At 69.5% G+C, this 17,561-nt stretch carries 15 protein-coding genes; 6 read left to right on the top strand and 9 right to left on the bottom strand.

Features of this window, described 5'->3' with window-relative positions; all coding sequences use genetic code 11:
- Positions 1-18 precede the first annotated feature (18 nt).
- The 4 genes from ACQP1O_RS21240 to ACQP1O_RS21225 all read left to right on the top strand — a co-directional run bounded on the left by ACQP1O_RS21240 (position 19) and on the right by ACQP1O_RS21225 (position 4,794).
- Positions 19-498 carry a DUF2267 domain-containing protein gene (locus ACQP1O_RS21240; protein ID WP_433567497.1) on the top strand — a complete coding sequence of 160 codons (480 nt, stop codon included), beginning with the start codon at positions 19-21 and terminating at the stop codon, positions 496-498.
- Positions 495-671 (top strand): hypothetical protein, encoded by a 177-nt coding sequence (locus ACQP1O_RS21235; protein ID WP_433567496.1) that lies wholly within the window; start codon positions 495-497, stop codon positions 669-671. Before ACQP1O_RS21240 ends, ACQP1O_RS21235 begins: the two co-directional genes overlap by 4 nt.
- Positions 664-2,973 (top strand): phosphoenolpyruvate synthase, encoded by a 2,310-nt coding sequence (gene ppsA, locus ACQP1O_RS21230; RefSeq protein ID WP_433567495.1) that lies wholly within the window; start codon positions 664-666, stop codon positions 2,971-2,973. The genes ACQP1O_RS21235 and ppsA overlap by 8 nt, the downstream gene beginning before the upstream one ends.
- 108 nt (positions 2,974-3,081) lie before the next feature.
- The gene (locus ACQP1O_RS21225; RefSeq protein WP_433567494.1) at positions 3,082-4,794 is read left to right on the top strand and encodes a sensor histidine kinase; all 1,713 of its coding nucleotides are present in this window, start codon (positions 3,082-3,084) and stop codon (positions 4,792-4,794) included.
- Positions 4,795-4,811: 17 nt separating this feature from the next.
- On the opposite strand, the gene ACQP1O_RS21220 is transcribed toward ACQP1O_RS21225, so the two are convergent.
- The 5 genes from ACQP1O_RS21220 to ACQP1O_RS21200 form a co-directional block, all read right to left on the bottom strand.
- The gene (locus tag ACQP1O_RS21220; RefSeq protein ID WP_433567493.1) at positions 4,812-5,711 is read right to left on the bottom strand and encodes a universal stress protein; all 900 of its coding nucleotides are present in this window, start codon (positions 5,709-5,711) and stop codon (positions 4,812-4,814) included.
- Between the two features lie 29 nt (positions 5,712-5,740).
- On the bottom strand, positions 5,741-6,739 hold the full coding sequence (locus ACQP1O_RS21215; RefSeq protein ID WP_433567492.1) for an Acg family FMN-binding oxidoreductase: 999 nt from the start codon (positions 6,737-6,739) through the stop codon (positions 5,741-5,743).
- Between the two features lie 72 nt (positions 6,740-6,811).
- On the bottom strand, positions 6,812-7,759 hold the full coding sequence (locus ACQP1O_RS21210; RefSeq protein ID WP_433567491.1) for a universal stress protein: 948 nt from the start codon (positions 7,757-7,759) through the stop codon (positions 6,812-6,814).
- A gap of 29 nt (positions 7,760-7,788) precedes the next feature.
- Complete coding sequence (locus tag ACQP1O_RS21205) at positions 7,789-8,712, bottom strand: universal stress protein (RefSeq protein ID WP_433567490.1); 924 nt, start codon at positions 8,710-8,712, stop codon at positions 7,789-7,791.
- Positions 8,712-9,704 carry a 1-phosphofructokinase family hexose kinase gene (locus ACQP1O_RS21200; protein ID WP_433567489.1) on the bottom strand — a complete coding sequence of 331 codons (993 nt, stop codon included), beginning with the start codon at positions 9,702-9,704 and terminating at the stop codon, positions 8,712-8,714. Before ACQP1O_RS21200 ends, ACQP1O_RS21205 begins: the two co-directional genes overlap by 1 nt.
- 172 nt (positions 9,705-9,876) lie before the next feature.
- On the opposite strand from ACQP1O_RS21200, the gene ACQP1O_RS21195 reads away from it, so the two are divergent.
- Both ACQP1O_RS21195 and ACQP1O_RS21190 read left to right on the top strand, forming a co-directional pair.
- Positions 9,877-10,830: a universal stress protein gene (locus ACQP1O_RS21195; RefSeq protein ID WP_433567488.1), complete on the top strand. Its 954-nt coding sequence runs from the start codon at positions 9,877-9,879 to the stop codon at positions 10,828-10,830.
- A complete protein-coding gene (locus tag ACQP1O_RS21190; RefSeq protein WP_433567487.1) occupies positions 10,827-12,578 on the top strand; it encodes an adenosylcobalamin-dependent ribonucleoside-diphosphate reductase in 1,752 nt (583 codons plus the stop codon). Before ACQP1O_RS21195 ends, ACQP1O_RS21190 begins: the two co-directional genes overlap by 4 nt.
- 178 nt (positions 12,579-12,756) lie before the next feature.
- Here ACQP1O_RS21190 and ACQP1O_RS21185 read toward each other — a convergent pair whose 3' ends face one another.
- The 4 genes from ACQP1O_RS21185 to ACQP1O_RS21170 all read right to left on the bottom strand — a co-directional run bounded on the left by ACQP1O_RS21185 (position 12,757) and on the right by ACQP1O_RS21170 (position 17,471).
- On the bottom strand, positions 12,757-14,364 hold the full coding sequence (locus ACQP1O_RS21185) for a hypothetical protein (protein ID WP_433567486.1): 1,608 nt from the start codon (positions 14,362-14,364) through the stop codon (positions 12,757-12,759).
- The gene (locus ACQP1O_RS21180; protein ID WP_433567485.1) at positions 14,361-15,299 is read right to left on the bottom strand and encodes an ABC transporter ATP-binding protein; all 939 of its coding nucleotides are present in this window, start codon (positions 15,297-15,299) and stop codon (positions 14,361-14,363) included. The genes ACQP1O_RS21185 and ACQP1O_RS21180 overlap by 4 nt, the downstream gene beginning before the upstream one ends.
- A gap of 144 nt (positions 15,300-15,443) precedes the next feature.
- Positions 15,444-16,445, bottom strand: coding sequence for an Acg family FMN-binding oxidoreductase (locus ACQP1O_RS21175; protein ID WP_433567484.1), 1,002 nt, complete (start codon positions 16,443-16,445; stop codon positions 15,444-15,446).
- 78 nt (positions 16,446-16,523) lie between these two features.
- The gene (locus ACQP1O_RS21170) at positions 16,524-17,471 is read right to left on the bottom strand and encodes a universal stress protein (protein ID WP_433567483.1); all 948 of its coding nucleotides are present in this window, start codon (positions 17,469-17,471) and stop codon (positions 16,524-16,526) included.
- Positions 17,472-17,561 lie beyond the last annotated feature (90 nt).

Below are 17,561 nucleotides of genomic sequence, written 5' to 3'. Positions count from 1 at the left end.
TTCGCGAAAGGCAAGCCGATGAGCCATCACACCGATCCGTTCGCCCCGGCGATCCATACCGGCCACGTCTGGCTGCGCACCGTCGCCGACCGGCTCGGCACCGACGACCGGATGGAAGCGCAGCGGGCCCTGCGCGCCTGGCTGCACACCGTTCGCGATCGCCTCGACATCGGCGCGGCCGCTCACCTGAGCGCCCAGCTGCCCACGCTGCTGCGCGGTGTCTACTACGAAGGCTGGACGCCAGGACGTGTTCCGGTGCGCCATGATCCGCAGTCGTTCCTGCACCAGTTCGCCGGGACGGCGGACGTGCCGCCGGAGGAGGCGAGGCGGCTGTGCGCGGCGGTCACCGACGCGCTGGCCCAACTGTTCTCCCCCGGCCAGCTCGACCACGTGCTGGCACAACTTCCCGTACCCCTGCGGCGCGTGCTACTCGGTGCCGATTTCAGTGACGTTCTCACCTCCGCAGGCATTTTCGAGACTCCGGAGGCGCAGCCGTGACGATCCGGCACGCCCCCCTGTTCGTCATCGCACTCCCCTTCGTGGTCACCGGCCTCGAACTCGGTGGCGCGTCGCCGCTGGCGATGCTGTCCGCCCTGTTCATCCTCGCCGTCCCGATCCTGTCGCTGCTCATGCTGCCCGGGTCGAAGAAGAACTGGAGCCGTCATGGGTGACTATGTCGCCACCTTCGAAGAATTGCGATTGACCGATGCCGACCGCGCCGGCGGCAAGGGCGCCAATCTCGGCGAACTGGTCGCGGCGCACCTGCCCGTGCCGCCCGGGTTCGTCGTGCTCAAATCCGCCTACGAAGAGGTGGTCGGCGCGGGTACGCACGGCCCGGAACTCGACGAACTGCACACCCTGGGGCTCGCGGCAGCGCAGAGCGCGACCCGCGACGAGGCACAGCAGCTCGACGAACTGTGCCGCCGCATGCGGGAATTCGTGCACGGCACCCCGATGTCGCCGGCCGTCCGTGATGCCGTGCTGTCGGCCTACCACCGGCTCGGCGACACGGTTACCGTGGCCGTGCGATCCTCGGCCGTCGGCGAGGACAGCGCCACTGCGTCGTTCGCGGGAATGAACGTGTCCCACACCAATATTCACGGCGACGAAGAACTGATCACCGCGCTGACCGACTGCTGGGCATCACTGTTCTCCCCGCGCGTGCTGACCTATCGGGCGCGGCGCGGCATGCACAATCGGCCCGAGATGGCCGTGGTGGTGCAGCGGATGGTGGCCGCCCGCACGGCCGGCGTGGCCTTCACCGCCGACCCGGCCACCGGCTCGCTCGATCGCATCGTCATCGACGCCGCGCGCGGCCAGGGCGAGGTGGTGGTGTCCGGCGCCGTCACACCCGACACCTACGTCCTCGACGCGGCCGGACCGACACTGCTCACCACACAGGTCGGCCGCCAGAGCTTCGCCATCGTGCCCGGCACGGACGGCGATCAGCGAATCCAGCTCTCCGAATCCGACGCCGCGGCGCCGGCGCTCACCGACGACCAGGCCGTCGCCGTGGCCCGTCTCGCGCTCGAGGTGCAGGCGCACCACTACGGCCGCCCCCAGGACGTCGAATGGGTCTTCGACGACGAGCACCTCTGGCTGGTGCAGGCACGACCGATAACCATCCTGCCCAGCGACACCGCGACCAAACCTCCGGACGCGCACACCGTCGAAGGTCGTGTGCTGGTGCGCGGCCTGGCCGCGGCGCCCGGCCGCGCCACCGGGCTCGCGCGCGTATTGCACTCGCCCGCAGAAGGATCCGCGCTGGCCGACGGCGAGATCCTGGTCGCGCCCATGACCAACCCGGACTGGCTGCCCACCCTGTCGCGGGCCGCCGCCGTGGTGACCGACAGCGGCGGCATGACCTGCCACGCGGCCATCGTGGCGCGCGAACTCGGTATCCCGTGCATCGTCGGAGCCCGCACGGCCACCGCCCAGCTGACCACCGGCCAGGAGGTCACCGTCCACGGGTCCACCGGCCAGGTGTACGCCGGAAACCCGCTTCCGGCCTCCATCACCGCGGCGCCGCGCCCCGTCCCCGAGACCACCGCGCCCGAGGCCACCGCGACGCGCGTCTACGTGAATCTCGCGCTGCCCGAAGTCGCCGAACGCGCCGCCACCGGCGACGCCGACGGGGTCGGCCTGCTGCGCGCCGAGGTCCTGCTGACCCAGGCGCTCGGCGGCCGCCATCCCCGCGACCTCATTGCGGGCGGCGAGGACGAGAAGTTCATCCAGAGCATGACGACCTCCATCCAACGGATCAGCTCCGCCTTCGCGCCGCGGCCGGTCGTCTATCGGGCAAGCGATATGCGCAGCAACGAGTTCCGGGCACTCGAGGGCGGCGACCGCTACGAGCCCCAGGAGCACAACCCGATGATCGGGTTCCGGGGCTGCTACCGCTACGTACGCGAGCCGGAGATGTTCCGACTCGAACTGGCCGCGCTCGCACGCGTGCGCGAACAGACCCCGAACGTGCACCTGATGGTCCCGTTCGTCCGCACCCGCTGGGAACTCGAGCAGTGCCTCGAGCTCATCGACGAGAGCCCGCTCGGACGCCAGCGCGGCCTGCGCCGCTGGATCATGGCCGAGGTGCCGTCGGTGATGTACCGGCTACCGGAGTACGTCGGACTGGGGATCGACGGAATCTCCATCGGCAGTAACGATCTGACCCAGCTCATGCTGGGCGTGGACCGCGATTCCGAGGAGTGCGCCGAACTGTTCGACGAATCCGATGCGGCGGTGCTGAACGCCATCGAGCAGATCGTCACCACGGCCCGGTCGCTCGGCATCACCTCGTCGCTGTGCGGCCAGGCGCCCTCCACCCATCCGGAATTCGTGGAGCATCTGGTGCGCGCGGGCATCACATCGGTGTCGGTCTCGCCCGATGCGGTCCAGCACACCCGGCACGCCGTCGCAGCCGCCGAACGGCGCGTGCTCCTGGACCGCGCACTTTCCCGGTCGGACCGGCGGTGACACTGGCGGCCACTCACCTGCACTATCGTCGTCGGGCGCGCGCCTAAAATGGAACAGCCGTAACGGAACAAGTCGCACGCGCCCGACACGAGTACAGGAAAACACGAGATGACCGTTGAGCCTGCTGACGGCTCCTACTCGGTACGTGACACCCTCTCCCAGCTGCGGCTGCGAGAATTGCTCACCGAGGTCAAGGACCGCGTCGAACAGATCATCGACGCTCGCGATCGCATGGACGGTCTGGTCGAGGCGATGCTCTCGGTGACCTCGGGCCTCGATCTCGACCAGACCCTGCGCACCATCGTGCACACCGCCATCAGCCTCGTCGACGCCCGCTACGGCGCGCTCGGCGTCCGCGCGGACGATCAGCTCGAACAGTTCATCTACGAGGGCATCGACGAGGAGACGCGCGCCCGGATCGGCGATCTCCCGGAGGGCCGCGGCGTGCTGGGTCTGCTGATCAGCCAGCCCAAGCCGATCCGCCTGGACAACATCGCCGACCATCCCTCGTCGGTCGGCTTTCCCGACCATCATCCACCGATGCGGACCTTCCTCGGCGTGCCCGTCCGGATCCGCGACGAGATCTTCGGCAACCTGTACCTCACCGAGAAGTCCGGCGGACAGCCTTTCACCGAGGACGACGAGGTCATCGTGCAGGCCCTCGCCGCGGCCGCCGGAACCGCGATCGACAACGCCCGGCTCTACCAGTCCACCCGCACCCGCCAAGCCTGGATCGAAGCCACCCGCGACATCGCCACCGAATTCCTGGCCGGAACCGATCCGGAGCAGGTTCTCGCCCACATCGTCACGCACGCGCGCACCCTCACCGAATCGGAATGGGCGTTCCTCGCCGTCGACGAGGAACCCGACAGCAACCACGCCGACGCCGAGGGGCTGCGGATCAGCAAGTGCGCCGGGCCGGACGGTCACAATCACACCGGAATGGTCCGCACGTCCGGGACGGCGATCGGACGAGCGTTCCGCCACGGTCGGGCCCTGCGCCTCGACGATAGCGACGATCTCGGCCTCGACACCGCGCTCGGGGCCGGACCCGCGTTGATCCTGCCGCTCAACGCCCAGGACTCGACCTTCGGCGTCCTGGTCATGGTCCGCCCGGCCGGCGCTTCCCTGTTCGCGGACGAATTACAGGAACTGGCAGGCGCTTTCACCGATCAGGCCGCGCTGGCGATCCAGCTGGCCGAAGCCCAGCAGCGCATGCGCGAACTCGATGTGCTGACCGATCGCGACCGCATCGCCCGCGACCTGCACGACCATGTCATCCAGCGGCTCTTCGCGGCCGGTCTGAGCCTGCAGGGCACCGTCGCCCGCGCCCGTTCGGCCGAAGTGCGCGACCGCATCTCGGATGTCATCAACGAATTGCAGGACGTGGTGCAGGAGATCCGCACCTCGATCTTCGACCTGCACGGCGGCGCGGCGAACAGTACCCGGCTGAGGCAGCGGATCGAGGAGGTGATCCGCACGCACACCGCCGATACCGGCCTGCGCACGTCACTGCGCATCACCGGCCCGTTGTCGGTGGTGGCGCCCGAACTCGCCGACCATGCCGAAGCCGTGGTGCGCGAAGCGGTTTCGAACACGGTGCGGCACGCCAAAGCCGAGACGGTCGCGGTGACCATCGACGTCTCCGACGACCTGACCGTGCTGATCGCCGATGACGGCTGCGGGATCCCCGAGAACATCACCCCGAGTGGGCTGCACAACCTGCAGTGCCGAGCAGAGGAGATGGGCGGAACCTTCTCCTTCGGCCGCAACCCCGAGGGAGAAGGGACCTTGCTGCGCTGGGCGGTGCCGCTGAGGTGAGCCGGCGGGCGATCCGGTCACTCGCCGCGCACGATGACGATCGGGCAGTCGACGCTGTGCAGCAGGGCGTTGCTGGTGGAGCCCAGGAGCATGCCGGTGAAGCCACCGCGTCCGTGGCTGCCGACGACCACCAGCTGCGAGTGTTCGGATTCGTCCAGCATCGACCGAACCGGACGATCCTTCACCAGGACTCGCCGCACCGCGACATCGGGAAAACGCTCGGTGTATCCGGCCATCTCCTCGCCGAAGGTCGCCCGCTCCTGCTCCTCCACGGTCTCCCACCCCGACACCGGCAGGTAGGGTCCGCTGACGTCGCTCCAGGCGTGCAGAGCGGTCAGGCCGGTCTTGCGCAGCGACGCCTCCTCGAACGCGAACTCCAGCGCCGCAACGCTGTTCGGGGTGCCGTCGACGCCGACCAGCACCGGCTGCCGCGCCGACACCGGGTCCGCGGCCGCGGTCGTATGGATGACGGCGACCGGACAGTGCGAGTGGTGGGTCACCGCCGTGGCGACCGACCCCAGCAGCCCGCGCCGCAGCGCGCCGAGTCCGCGGCTGCCGAGCACGACAATCCGGGCGTCCCGGGACAGCTCGATCAAACGCGAGATGATCGGCTCCTCGGCGACTTCCGAGGTCATCTCGACCCCTTCACCGGGCAACGTCTCGGAGGCGATGCGGGTCGCCTCACCCACGATGCGTTCACCGTCCAATTCGAGCCCGGCGATATCGGCGGGTTCGAGCACCGCGGTCGGCGGCGGCCCGATCGGCGCGCAGATCGACGTGACAATGTGCAAGGGGGCCCGGTGCCGCGCGGCATCCAGCGCAGCCCAGGCCACCGCCTGGTAGGAGACGGCCGAACCGTCCACAGCGACGACGACCGGCGGATTCGGATCCACCTGTGGGGCAACGTTTTCAGTCATTGTGTGCGCTCCTGACTCTCGTGTCTTCGCTATTGCTCACCCGACAGGCTCAGGGATTCGAGCGGCCGCACGACGTCCTCGAGCGGGAGCCGGGGTGTGGCGGGTACCGGTGCGGCGCTGGTCGCCGCCCAGCCCATCCGGATGATCAGCTGCGGATAGCCGAAGTCGCCCAGCAGATCCCGGCGGATCCGGGTCCGCACACCGGTGACTTCGAGGGGTTCGCTCAGCGCGCAGGTGGCCAGCCCCCGCGCGGTGGCCTCGAGCAAGACCGCGCTCGCCACCTCGCCGGCGCGCAGCCAGCCCCGCAGATCATCCGAGGCGGTACACACCAACAGCATTCGCGCGGCCTCCTCGGTATCACTCACCACCGCCTCGGGCAGGCGGGGGTCACCGAACGGCCGGACCATCGCATCCGACGGGACCACCGCGTTGCGCGCGGGTACGCCCTGCGCGCTGGCGTGGTGGCCGCTCCATTCCGCCAGCTCGGCGTTGTAGCCGACGTCACCGCGATGTGCGGTCGCGGCGTCGACGAAAGCGCGCAGCAGTCGCGCGTGCTCCCCGGTCGTGTCGACCTCTCGAACCTCCACGCCCGGTGCCGCCGCGCCCGCGGCGACGACCGCGGACACCTGCGCGGGCGGCACCTCCCACGAGGTGAACCGGCGACGGTCGCTGCGCCGCCGCGCAATAGCGCGCGCCAGACGCGTGGCAGACGCGTCGGGCTCGGCGTGGTGGAGTTCCAGCGCGGCGAGATGTCTCGGGTCAGCGGGGTTCGGGAACCGGTGCACGCCCGTCTGCCAGCCGACCGCGCGCAATGCCACGCGCAGATGATGTAGCGCCGCACCGCAACTCACCACCAGCTCCCGGCTGTCCGGGTCGGCGAAGGGCAGCCGGCGGCTGTCGTCGGCGTAGAGGTGCACCGTGGTGTCGCCGACCCGCCACAGCCACGGCTGGGTGTTGTGCACCGACGGCGCCCGCACCGCCAGCGCCACGGCGGCGCGGATGGTGTCGTGATCGGGGAGAGTCGACATCGCCCGTCCTTCCTCGGAATTCTCGTGCCCTCAGCATGGCCCGTGCGTCAGGCCGCCCGTGACGGCCGAAAGTCACTGTCCGGCGGGTTCTTCGGCCCGGTTTTGCGATGGCTGCCGGACCACCAGCACCGGGCACTGCGCCAGATGCAGCAGCGCGGTGCTCACCGAGCCCAGCCCCATCCCGGCGAATCCGCCCCGGCCATGGCTGCCGACCACTACGAGCTGCGCGTTCTCGGCCTGCTCCAGCAGTGCGCGCACCGGCGTATCGGAGGACACGACCCGGTGCACGGTGACCTCCGGACAGCGCTCGGCGTAGCCGGCGAGGGCTGCTTCCAGCAGCACATCCTGGGTCCTGCGGATCGCGTCCCACCCCATCACGGGCAGGTCGAAGCCACCCGTATCACTCCACGCCCGCACAGCGATCAGGTCGGCCTTGCGCCGCGACGCCTCCCCGAAGGCGAGGTCGATGGCCGGCACGCTGTTCGCCGATCCGTCCACCCCGACCACCACCGGTTTCGACGCCGACGCCGGGTCCGTCTCCGAAACACCGTGCACGACCGCGACCGGACAGTGCGCCTGCCGGGCCAGCACGGTGCTCACCGAGCCCAGCACGGCCCGTCCGACCGCGCCGAGCCCTCGATTGCCGACCACCAGTAGCCGGGCCCGGCGCGAGCGCTCGATCAGCGCGCCGATGATCATCTCGAAGATCAGTTCGGTCCTGATGTGCAGGCTCGCCCCCGGCACGGCGTGGGCGGCGATACGCGCGGCGTCCGCGAGCACCTGCTGTCCTCGCTGCCTCAGGTCACTCCTGTCATGGGGGTTCTGTTCCGTCGCCCCCGCCACGATCGGGTTCGCGTACGAGGCGACGATATGCAGCGGGCAACCCCGCATGTCGGCTTCGACGGCGGCCCACGCCACCGCCTGATAGGAGATCTCGGATCCATCCGTGCCGACGACGATCCCCAGATCATCGTGATCGGGGTGATCGAAACTGGTTGCGGGAACAGCATTCTCTTCCATGACGTCTCCTGATTCGTTGCCTGCTCGGCTCACTCCGCGGGACGGACAACCATGATCGGGCAATGGGCGTGCTGCACCAGCGTGTGCGTCGTGGAACCCAGGAGCATGCCGGTGAAACCACCACGGCCGCGGTTGCCGACCACGACCAGCTGCGCGTGTTTCGACCACCCTTGCAGCTTGTCGGCCGGGGCGGACACATAGATGCGGCGGGTCACCTGTACGTCCGGATATTTCTCCTGGAAGCCCCCGAGTCGTTCGGTCAGGAGGGCGTCCTCGAGTCCGTCCACCTGGTCCAGGTCGGCGGGGGCTCGGTCACCGAGGTATTCGCCGAAATCCCAATTGCTCCAGACATGTACGGCGACCAGGTCGGCGTGGCGTTCGGCGGCTTCGGCGAAGGCCGTGGCGATGGCGGCCTCGCTTACCGGACTGCCGTCGACGCCGACGACGACCGGTCCGGACTCGCGGAGGGTGTCGTGCGCATCCGGATCCGGGCGCACCACGATCACGGGACTGTGGGCATGGGAGGTGACGGCGAACAGCGTGGATCCCAGATGGATGAATGTCCCGGCGTTTCCGGTCGCTCCGAGCACGACCGCGTAGGCCGCCGAGCTCAGCTCCACCAGTAGTCTGCTCGCATTGGTCACCGAAAGCCTTGTCGCGATCCGCAATCCGGGTTCGATCCGCAGCGCCATCTCCTCGGCCTCGCGAACAAGCTGCTGCCCCCGGGCCCGCACCGCCTCGACCACCGATGGCGGCACCACCCCGGAGGGGCCTCCGGAACTGCTGACTCCGCCCAGATCGAGGGCGTACACGATCTGGAGCTCCCGGCGGCGCTGGGCGGCATAGCTCGCGGCCCAGCGCAGGGCGAGCTCCGATCCGAGCGATCCGTCCACTCCGACCACGACACCGGCCGAGGCCAATTGGTGCGGATCGTCGTAGCCCTCGTGTGTCATTACGTCCTCCTTAGCGGTACAGGCGTTTCGGGGCTGCCCGAGTCAGCCGGCAAGAAGCAACTCGGCCGGGTCTCAGGTCCTTGCTGGTACAGCTCGGCGATGCGGGCGGGATGGCCGGGCCGGGTGCCCGGCGTGGTCAGGGCGGCGGTGGCGGCGGCAACGCCCAGCCGCACCGCGTCATCGAGTGGGTAGCCGCGCGACAGGCCGACCGTCATGGCGCCCACCATGGCGTCGCCGGCCCCGATACCGCTGCGGACGGTCACCTCGAGCGACGGGAACCACTCGTCCTCGTGACGGGTCACCGCCAGCGCGCCGCCCGCCCCGAGCGACACGACCACGATCTCGCTGACTCCCGCCAGGATGAGCTCCCGCGCGGCCGCCAATTGCGACTTCCGGTCGGGCAGCGGGTGACCGACGAGCTCGGCGAGTTCGCGCACACTGGGTTTGAGGAGGTGGACCCCGCGCCGGACCGCGCGCAGCGCTGCGCCCGAAGTATCCAGGATCAGACGGGCACCCAGGTCGCGCAGCAGGTCGGCGAGAATCTGATAGAGGTCGTCCGGGACACCCGGCGGCAAACTACCGCTTGCGACCACATAGCGGGAACCGACTGCCGCGCTTTCGATCTCGCTCAGGCAGTGATGCAGTTCCGGCGCGGTCACCCGGGGTCCGGGAAACACGAATCGGAACTGGTCGCCGGCTCCGTGGTCGGTGACTGCGAGGTTCTCGCGGGTGTGGCCGGAGATCGGGATCGATCGCATCGGGACTCCGGCGTCGCGCACCAGGTTCTCGAGCTGCCGCCCCGATGGGCCGCCCGCCGGGAAGATCGCGGTCACCGGCTCGCCGAGAGCCGCGATGGTGCGCGCGGCGTTGATTCCGCCGCCACCGGGATCGAATCGTGGTGGCGTGCAGCGGGTCTTGGAGGTCGGCCGGATGTGGTCCGCGCCGGCGGCGATGTCGATCGCGGGATTCATGGTCAAGGTCACGATCGGCATCGGCTGCCTTCTCTCTCCTGCTTCGGCTCGCCAGTGGCCGGCCAGTTTCACTGTGCCGCGTGTCACCGGGCGCCGGGAGGGTCACCCAGCCTCCTGTTCCGAGGGCTTTGGTCCCGCGATCCCGGGTGCGGGGCCCCTAGTCGACGGCAGCGACGCGGCGAACCCTGGCTTTATGGAGACGAACATCCCCACTGCGGTGACCGCTGAACCCGATCCGGTCGTCGTCGGCATCGACGGCTCCCGGGTGGCGGTGCGCGCCGCCGGGTGGGCCGCGGCCGAGGCCGTCGCCCGGCATGCCCCGCTGCGATTGGTCTCGGTCGTGCCCGCGATCGACAAGCCTGCATTCCGGCCGGGCGGGCAGCGGCACCGGGAGGCCCACGCGGCACTCGAGGACGCGCGCTCCGCGATACTCGTGCGGCACCCCGCTGGTGAGGATGCGGACCCGCCCGAGATCAGCACCGCCGTGCTGCAAGGGCAGGCCGATCATGTGCTCGTCGAGCTCTCGCGGTCAGCGATGCTCATCGCATTGGGTGCCCGGGACGTCGGGTTTCTCTCTCGAATGGTGCTGGGATCCACTGCGCTGGCGGTGACCCGGGAGGCGTGCTGTCCGGTCGCACTGGTCGGACGGCCCGCAGCCGAGGACGGTTCGATCCTGGTCGTGGTCGGCACCTGGTACACCGCCCGTGCGGCCCTGCTGGCCGGGTTCCGTGCGGCGCGGGATCGCGGCACGGATGTCACCGTGGCGCGGGTGTGGCAGGGGCGGCAGTGGGCGTCACCACCCGATGACGCGATGTGGTCGGGGCTTCCGCCCGATCACCATACGGCGACCTCGGTCGTCCCCGACGCCCAGCTGCGGCAGTATCGACGTGACTTCCCCGATGTGGAGGTGCGGTCCGTCACGGTGGTCGGCGATGCCGCGACCGCGGTCGAACGCCTCGGTGCCACTGCGCAATTGGTCGTGATCGGACATGATCCCGAGTCCGCCCACACGGCGCGTCTGGGCGGCATCACCCAGGATCTCGTCCGCCACGCGCCCTGCCCGGTGCTGGTGGTCCCGGACCCGCCCGGAACCGAGATCGTATCCCGCGACACGGCAACGACTTTCCCCCGGATCGTCGGGCGATGAGCGATCTGCGAGCCGGGAACCCGCATGCCGTGATCGACGACCTCGGGCTCGATCCGGCGGCCCAGGCCGTGCTCGCCGAGCGCTACCTGCTCCGCGACGACGCCGATGTCGTCCGCGAAACCCCCGGCGGCATGATGGATCGCGTGGCGGCCCATGTCGCGCGCGCCGAGGACGACTATCGACCGGGAGAATCGGCCGTCTGGTTCGAACGCTTCTCCGCGGTGCTGCGTGCCCGCGAATTCCTGCCCAACTCACCGACTCTCATGAACGCCGCGACGTCGCTCGGCGTGCTCTCGGGCTGCTTCGTTCTCCCTGTCGCCGATTCGCTGGAGTCCATCTTCGCCACCTTGCGCACCGCCGCGTTGCTGCACCGGACCGGGGCCGGTGCCGGATACTCGTTCTCCGAACTACGCCCGCGCGGCGCACGCACCACGAGTGGGGGCACCGCCGGTGGACCGGTGTCGTTCATCGGCCTCTATAACGATGCGGCACAGGTGGTCCGGCTGGGAGGGCGCCGCCGGGCGGCCAATATGGCGGTGCTCGACGCGCATCACCCCGACATCGAGGAGTTCGTCGCGGCCAAATCCGATCCGGAGGCACTGCCCACGTTCAACCTGTCGGTAGCGGTCACCGACGATTTTCTGCACGCCGCGGAGCAGGATCGCGCGCATCGGCTCATCGATCCGCATTCCGGCCGCCTCGTCCGGGAGGTCCGGGCTCGCGAGTTGTTCGACAGGATCGCCGAATCCGCCTGGCGCGGAGGCGAACCGGGCCTGTTGTTCCTCGACGCGGTCAACCGCGCCAACCCGGTGCCGGAGCTGGGCGCGTTGCGGGCCACCAACCCGTGCGGCGAGGTACCGCTGGCCCCGTACGAGTCCTGCACGCTCGGTTCGGTGAATCTCGCCCGCTTCGTCACCGGCGGCGGACTCGACGAACAGCGGCTCGAGCACGTCGTCGCGATCGCGGTCCGCTTCCTCGACGACGTGCTCGACGTGTCCACCTATCCCGTGCCCGACCTGGCCGACGCCGCACGTGCGACCCGCAAGATCGGCCTCGGGGTCATGGGCCTCGCAGAAATGCTTGCCGCCCTGGGCCTCCCGTACGACAGCACCGACGCTGTCCGCTTCACCGGCGGGCTCATGGCGCGCATCGCCCGCTGGGCGCACGCGGCCTCACGGCAACTGGCCGCCGAGCGCGGCCCGTTCCCACTGTTCCCCCACAGCCGATGGGCCACCGGGTCCCCCATGCGCCACGCGCAGGTCACCTCGATCGCACCCACCGGCACCATCTCGCTGATCGCAGGCACCTCCGCCGGAATCGAACCCCTCTACGGCCTTGCCTACACCCGCCACATCCTCGGACGCGACTTCCCGCACATCGATCCCCTGTTCCGGGCACGCGCCACGGCCGCCGGGGTGTGGTCCACCGTCTTGGAAGACGAAATCCTTGCTACCGGAACAGCTTCCGGTGCAATCGGATTGCCGGATGAGCTCCGCCGTACATTTGTCACCGCACACGAAATCGAGCCGATCTGGCACATCCGGATGCAGGCCGCCGTCCAACGCCACACCGACGCCGCCGTCTCGAAGACGGTCAACCTCCCCGAATCCGCAACCCCCGACGACGTCCGCCGGGTCTTCCAGCGCGCCTGGCAGGCCGGCGCGAAGGGCATCACCGTCTACCGTTCCCGTACCCGCCCCGGCCAGGTGCTGCGCCGCACCGACGCCGAGTCGTGCGAGGGCCGGTAAGCGGGGAACCGTTGCTCCGACCCGAGTGGACGTCTCGTCGATGTGACCGCCACACCGGTATCGGATGAGCCTTCGGCAGCCGGACCCGGAATCATCGGCGAACCGCTCACCGGCGACGGCCGGCCCACCGCGCGTTCTCGCGGGCGACGCCTGGCACGGGGACGGCCGAGGCCCGCTGTCATGCGAGCGCGAGATCGCGGCGGCGGAAGACGAACAGCGCCAGCGCGAACAGCCCCAGGCCGAGCATGGTGAGCATGGCGGCGGGCGCGAGTGCGAAATGCTGCAGGGGCATCCGGGCGAGAGCGTGGAATGGCGAAACTTCCAGCGACCAGCCCGGGGCCTCGAGCGCAGTGCCCACGGAGTCCCAGAGGAAGGCCGTGGCGACCAGGGCGTGCACGAAGGAGACGGCTCGGGGTGCAAGCGCCAGCACCGCGGTCGCGGCGCCCACGGTGGTCACGATGAGCGGGAGGCTGTTCGCCGACGCCGCCAGGAGGGAACCGAATCGAAGTTGTTCGCCGGTGAGCGCCGCGCCGGTCCACATACCCACCGCTGCGACCAGGGTCAAACCGACCGCCACGGACACCGCCAGCACGGCGCGGCCGGACAGCCATCGGAGCCGGGAGTGCGGCATCGCCAGCACGACTTCCAGCCGGCCCGCCGATTCCTCGCTGCGGGCCGCCACGACCAATGTCACCGCCAAGAGCGCGGCCACCAGCTGGACCAGCGAAAAGAGCGTGGCGACAAAGCCGTCGGCGGCGATCTGGCGACCGAAGAACTGCGTGAAGATCGGGGTGCGCTGCATGAAGTCGAGAATGGTCTTGACCAGGCCACCCATCAGCAGGGTGTAGGCGATGGTCCCGGCGAACCAGAAACTCAGCTGCGGAATCTCCTCACGCAGGGCGGCCTGCCACGCCGAGCCGAGCAGCAGTCGCCGCGGCGGTCGGCTGTCCCGGGCCCCGAACACGCCCCGGCCGATATCTCGGATCCGCAGCAGATACGCGGAAATCACAACTGGCACAGCCGTTCCGGCGGCAATCGCCGCCAGCGTGAGCAGCGGCGGCGCGGCCGGTGGGCGCAGTTCCTCGAACCAGCCCAGGGGCGTGAGCCAGCGCAGCCACGGAATGCCCGCACCGATGTCGGCGGGCATGCGGACAATCAAGGCCGCCACCAGAATTCCCGCCGCGAGCAACCGCGCGCCACGCACGGTGGCGGCCAGTTGCGCGGTCAACGCGCCGACCGCGGCGAACAGCAGTGCGGGCAATGCGAGCTGCAGCCCGAGCTCGCCAGTGTTGGCGGCACTGAGCAGATGCTGCGGCACCCCGACCGCGGCGAGCACGGACACGGTCACCGCCATGATCACGAGAGTCTCGACGGCAGTGGCCGTGAGCACCGCCGCAAACCAACGCTGCCGGGACTGTCCCCCGCTGAGCACCAGCTCGCCGCGGCCCGCGTCCTCCTCTCCGCGCAACGCACCGGTCGTGATGATCGCCGCCCACATGGCCATGATGATCCCGACGCTGGTCATGCTGCGCCACGCCACCCAGCCGGCGGGCGAGGCGATGTCGTAGGGGTAGCCGTACAGCGCGCGCAGCGCACCATTGTTCGTCAGCGGTGCGAGCATCATGGTCCGGGTCGCCTGATTCGGGAACGCCACTACATAGGTTTGCAGCGCGGCCGTGCAGAACACCGCCATCAAAACCGTCATCGCCGCCAGCGATATCCGGTTGGCCCGCAATCGCGCTCGCACCATGACGACGAAGCCGTGCACCGCCTCGAGGTTCATCACCGTGCCTCCGCTGCGCTCCCGGCCCGGCCGGTCCGGGCACGGCTGCCCGCGCCATCGTGATAATGGATCAGGAAGATCTCCTCCAAGCTCGGTTCCCGGCTGTCGATCGTCGTCACCGGCAGCCCGGTGAGCGCCGCCAGCAGCGGTCCCATCTCACCGCGGACCTCCAGTGCCACATGGTGATCCCTCGCATCAACCACCTCGACCCCGGCGACCGCGCGCAGCGGAGCGATATCGACGCCGTCCCGCGCGAAGCTCACCTCCACGGTCCGCGCCGACAGGTGCCGCAGCTGCGCCAGGGTGCCCTCATCGATGAGCCGGCCCGCCCGCAGAATGCCGATCCGGTCGCACAGGGCCTCCACCTCGCTGAGCACGTGCGAGGACAGGAATACCGTCTGTCCGCGTTCGCGGGCTTCACCGACAGTCTCGCGAAAAGCCGCCTCCATCAAGGGATCCAACCCGGAGGTGGGTTCGTCGAGAATGAGAATCTCGGCGCGGGTCGCAAACGCCGCCACCAGCTGCACCTTCTGCCGGTTGCCTTTCGACAGCGCGCGAATCTTCTTGTCAGGATCGAAATCGAAGCGCTCGATCAGCCGGTCGCGGTATGCGCGATCGCAGCCGCCGCGCAGATTCTCCAGGTATTCGAAGGTTTCCGCGCCCGTCAGTGACGGCCACAGCAACGCCTCCGAGGCGACGTACGCACAATGCCGGTGCGCGGCAACCGGATCGGCCCACGCGTCCCGGCCCGCAATGCGCACGGTGCCCGCGGTCGGACGATGCAGGCCCAGCAGCAGCCGGATCGTCGTCGTCTTGCCCGCGCCGTTGGGGCCGAGGAAGCCGTAGATCTCCCCCGCCGCGATGTCGAGTTCGAGACGATCGAGCGCGAGAGTGGATTGGTACCGCTTGGTAACTGCGTGCGCCTCGATGACACCCATGGCCCTTACCTCCGACCAGCGACGGCATGCTCCCCATTCTCGGCTGCGATCCCGGCAATGGCCACGGGCCGAGCGGGCATATCGGCGCGGAGCATGCCCGCTTCTGGCGCGCAGATCAGAGCGGAATGCCTATCCCGGCGGTGGTCAATCCGATCGGTCGGCCGATTCGGCCGGCTCCAGCGGGCGGACCACCTCATCCAGCGCGAGGCGGGGCGTGAGCGGGACCGGGTCGGCGCTGGTCGCCGCCCAGCCCATCCGGATGATCAGTTGCGGGTGGCCGAAGCCGCCGAGGATGTTGTTGCGGATCTGTTCCCGGATGGCCGGCAGTTCCAGAGGTTCGGTGAGCGCGCAGGTGGCCAGGCCGTGGACGGTCGCGGTCAGCAGGGCGGCGCTGGTGGATTCGCCGGCGCGCAGCCAGGCCAGGGGATCGTCGGATCCGGTGCTGAGCAACAGCATTCGTGAGAATTCGTCGGTGTCGCGGACGACGGCCTCGGGGAGCCGCGGGTCGGAGAACGGACGTACGGCCGGATCCGTGGGGACCACGGCGTTGCGGGCGGGGACGCCGGATGCTGCGGCGTGGTGGCCGCTCCAGGCGTGCAGTTCCGCGATGTATTCCGGGTCTTGGGCGTGGCTCGCCGAGGCTTGCTCGAAGGCCTGCGCCAGTTCTCCACGCGCCTCGAGGGCGTCGGCGTCGCGAATTTCCACGCCCACGACACGGGCGGCGGCGATGACCTTGTCCGCGTGCGCGGCGGGCACCTCCCAGGAGGTGAAATGCCGCCGGTCGCTGCGACGTCGAGCGATGGCCTGCGCCAGCTGCACCGTCGAGGGGTCGGTGGTCCCGGAGCTGAATTCGATCGCGGCCAGATGTCGCGGATCCGCGCGATTCGGGAGCCGATGCACCATCGTCTCCCATCCGAACGCGCCGATCGCCACTCGCAGGTGATGCAGTGCCGCGCCGCAGCTGAGCACCAGTTCGCGGCGGTCGGGGTCGGTGTGCTTCAGCCAGCGAGTCTCGTCGGCGTACAGATGCAGGGTGCTCTCCCCGATACGCCACTGCCAGGGTTGCGTGTTGTGCACCGACGGGGCGCGCACGGCCAGGGCCAGTGCCGCGCGGATGGTGTCGGTATCGGGATGCGTCGTCGACATCACTATTCCTTCCTCGGGATTCGCACCTTCGTACCGTTCAGCATGTCTCCACGGGTGGCCGTTGGTGACGGCCGAAAGTCACTGCCCGGCGGGTTCTTCGACCCGGTTTTGCGATGGCCGACGGACCACCAGCACCGGGCACTGCGCCAGATGCAGCAGCGCGGTGCTCACCGACCCCAGCACCATCCCCGCGAATCCACCCCGGCCATGGCTGCCGACCACCACGAGCTGCGCGTTCTCGGCCTGCTCCAGCAGCGCCCGCACCGGCGTATCGCAGGCGACGACCCGCCGCACCGTGACATCCGGATACCGTTCGGCGTACCCGGCCAGCGCCGCTTCCAGCACCACATCCTGCGACGTGTGGATCGCGTCCCAGCCCATCACGGGCATGTCGAAGCCGCTGGTATCGCTCCACGCATGCACCGCGATCAGCCCGACCTTGCGCTGCGATGCTTCCTCGAAGGCGAGCTCGATGGCCGGCACGCTGTTCAACGACCCGTCCACCCCGATCACCACCGGTTTGGGCGCCGACGCCGGGTCCGTCTCCGAAACACCGTGCACGATCGCGACCGGACAGTGCGCCTGCCGGGCCAGCACGGTGCTCACCGAGCCCAGAACCGCGCGCCGGACCGCGCCGAGCCCTCGATTGCCGACCACCAGTAGCCGGGCCCGGCGAGAGCGCTCGATCAGCGCACCGGTGATCATGTCGAAGATGAGTTCGGTGCTGATGTGCAGGCTCTCGCCCGGTACGGCGTGGGCAGCGATGCTCGCGGCGTCGGCCAGCACCTGTTGCCCCTTCAGCGACAGCTCGCGCAGGTCGTCGGGGCCGAGTTCCGGGGCCCCCGGCACGATCGGGCTCGCATACGAGGTGACGATATGCAGGGGGCAGCCCCGCATGCCGGCTTCCACAGCGGCCCACGCCACCGCCTGATACGAGATCTCGGACCCATCGGTGCCGACGACAATCCCCAGATCCTCGTGTCCGGGGTCATCGAAACCCTTTGCGGGAACAGCATTCTCTTCCATGGCATCTCCTGATTCGGCGATGCCCCGAGCATCCCGCGCCGGCACCCGCCGCCACAGAGAACAACGTCATTCCTCGGCGGGCCATCCTCC

The sequence above is a fragment of the Nocardia sp. CA-151230 genome (assembly GCF_050942175.1).
GTDB lineage: Bacteria > Actinomycetota > Actinomycetes > Mycobacteriales > Mycobacteriaceae > Nocardia.
Note: the sequence above shows the minus strand (reverse complement) of the source record. Positions and strands in the feature narration are given on the sequence as shown.

Bases quoted from the DNA above. Each gene is read 5' to 3' on its own strand.
- ACQP1O_RS21240 (WP_433567497.1), top strand. From the start codon at position 19: ATGAGCCATCACACCGATCCGTTCGCCCCGGCGATCCATACCGGCCAC.
- ppsA (WP_433567495.1), top strand. From the start codon at position 664: ATGGGTGACTATGTCGCCACCTTCGAAGAATTGCGATTGACCGATGCC.
- ACQP1O_RS21225 (WP_433567494.1), top strand. From the start codon at position 3,082: ATGACCGTTGAGCCTGCTGACGGCTCCTACTCGGTACGTGACACCCTC.
- ACQP1O_RS21220 (WP_433567493.1), bottom strand. From the start codon at position 5,711: ATGACTGAAAACGTTGCCCCACAGGTGGATCCGAATCCGCCGGTCGTC.
- ACQP1O_RS21215 (WP_433567492.1), bottom strand. From the start codon at position 6,739: ATGTCGACTCTCCCCGATCACGACACCATCCGCGCCGCCGTGGCGCTG.
- ACQP1O_RS21210 (WP_433567491.1), bottom strand. From the start codon at position 7,759: ATGGAAGAGAATGCTGTTCCCGCAACCAGTTTCGATCACCCCGATCAC.
- ACQP1O_RS21205 (WP_433567490.1), bottom strand. From the start codon at position 8,712: ATGACACACGAGGGCTACGACGATCCGCACCAATTGGCCTCGGCCGGT.
- ACQP1O_RS21200 (WP_433567489.1), bottom strand. From the start codon at position 9,704: ATGCCGATCGTGACCTTGACCATGAATCCCGCGATCGACATCGCCGCC.
- ACQP1O_RS21195 (WP_433567488.1), top strand. From the start codon at position 9,877: ATGGAGACGAACATCCCCACTGCGGTGACCGCTGAACCCGATCCGGTC.
- ACQP1O_RS21190 (WP_433567487.1), top strand. From the start codon at position 10,827: ATGAGCGATCTGCGAGCCGGGAACCCGCATGCCGTGATCGACGACCTC.
- ACQP1O_RS21180 (WP_433567485.1), bottom strand. From the start codon at position 15,299: ATGGGTGTCATCGAGGCGCACGCAGTTACCAAGCGGTACCAATCCACT.
- ACQP1O_RS21175 (WP_433567484.1), bottom strand. From the start codon at position 16,445: ATGTCGACGACGCATCCCGATACCGACACCATCCGCGCGGCACTGGCC.
- ACQP1O_RS21170 (WP_433567483.1), bottom strand. From the start codon at position 17,471: ATGGAAGAGAATGCTGTTCCCGCAAAGGGTTTCGATGACCCCGGACAC.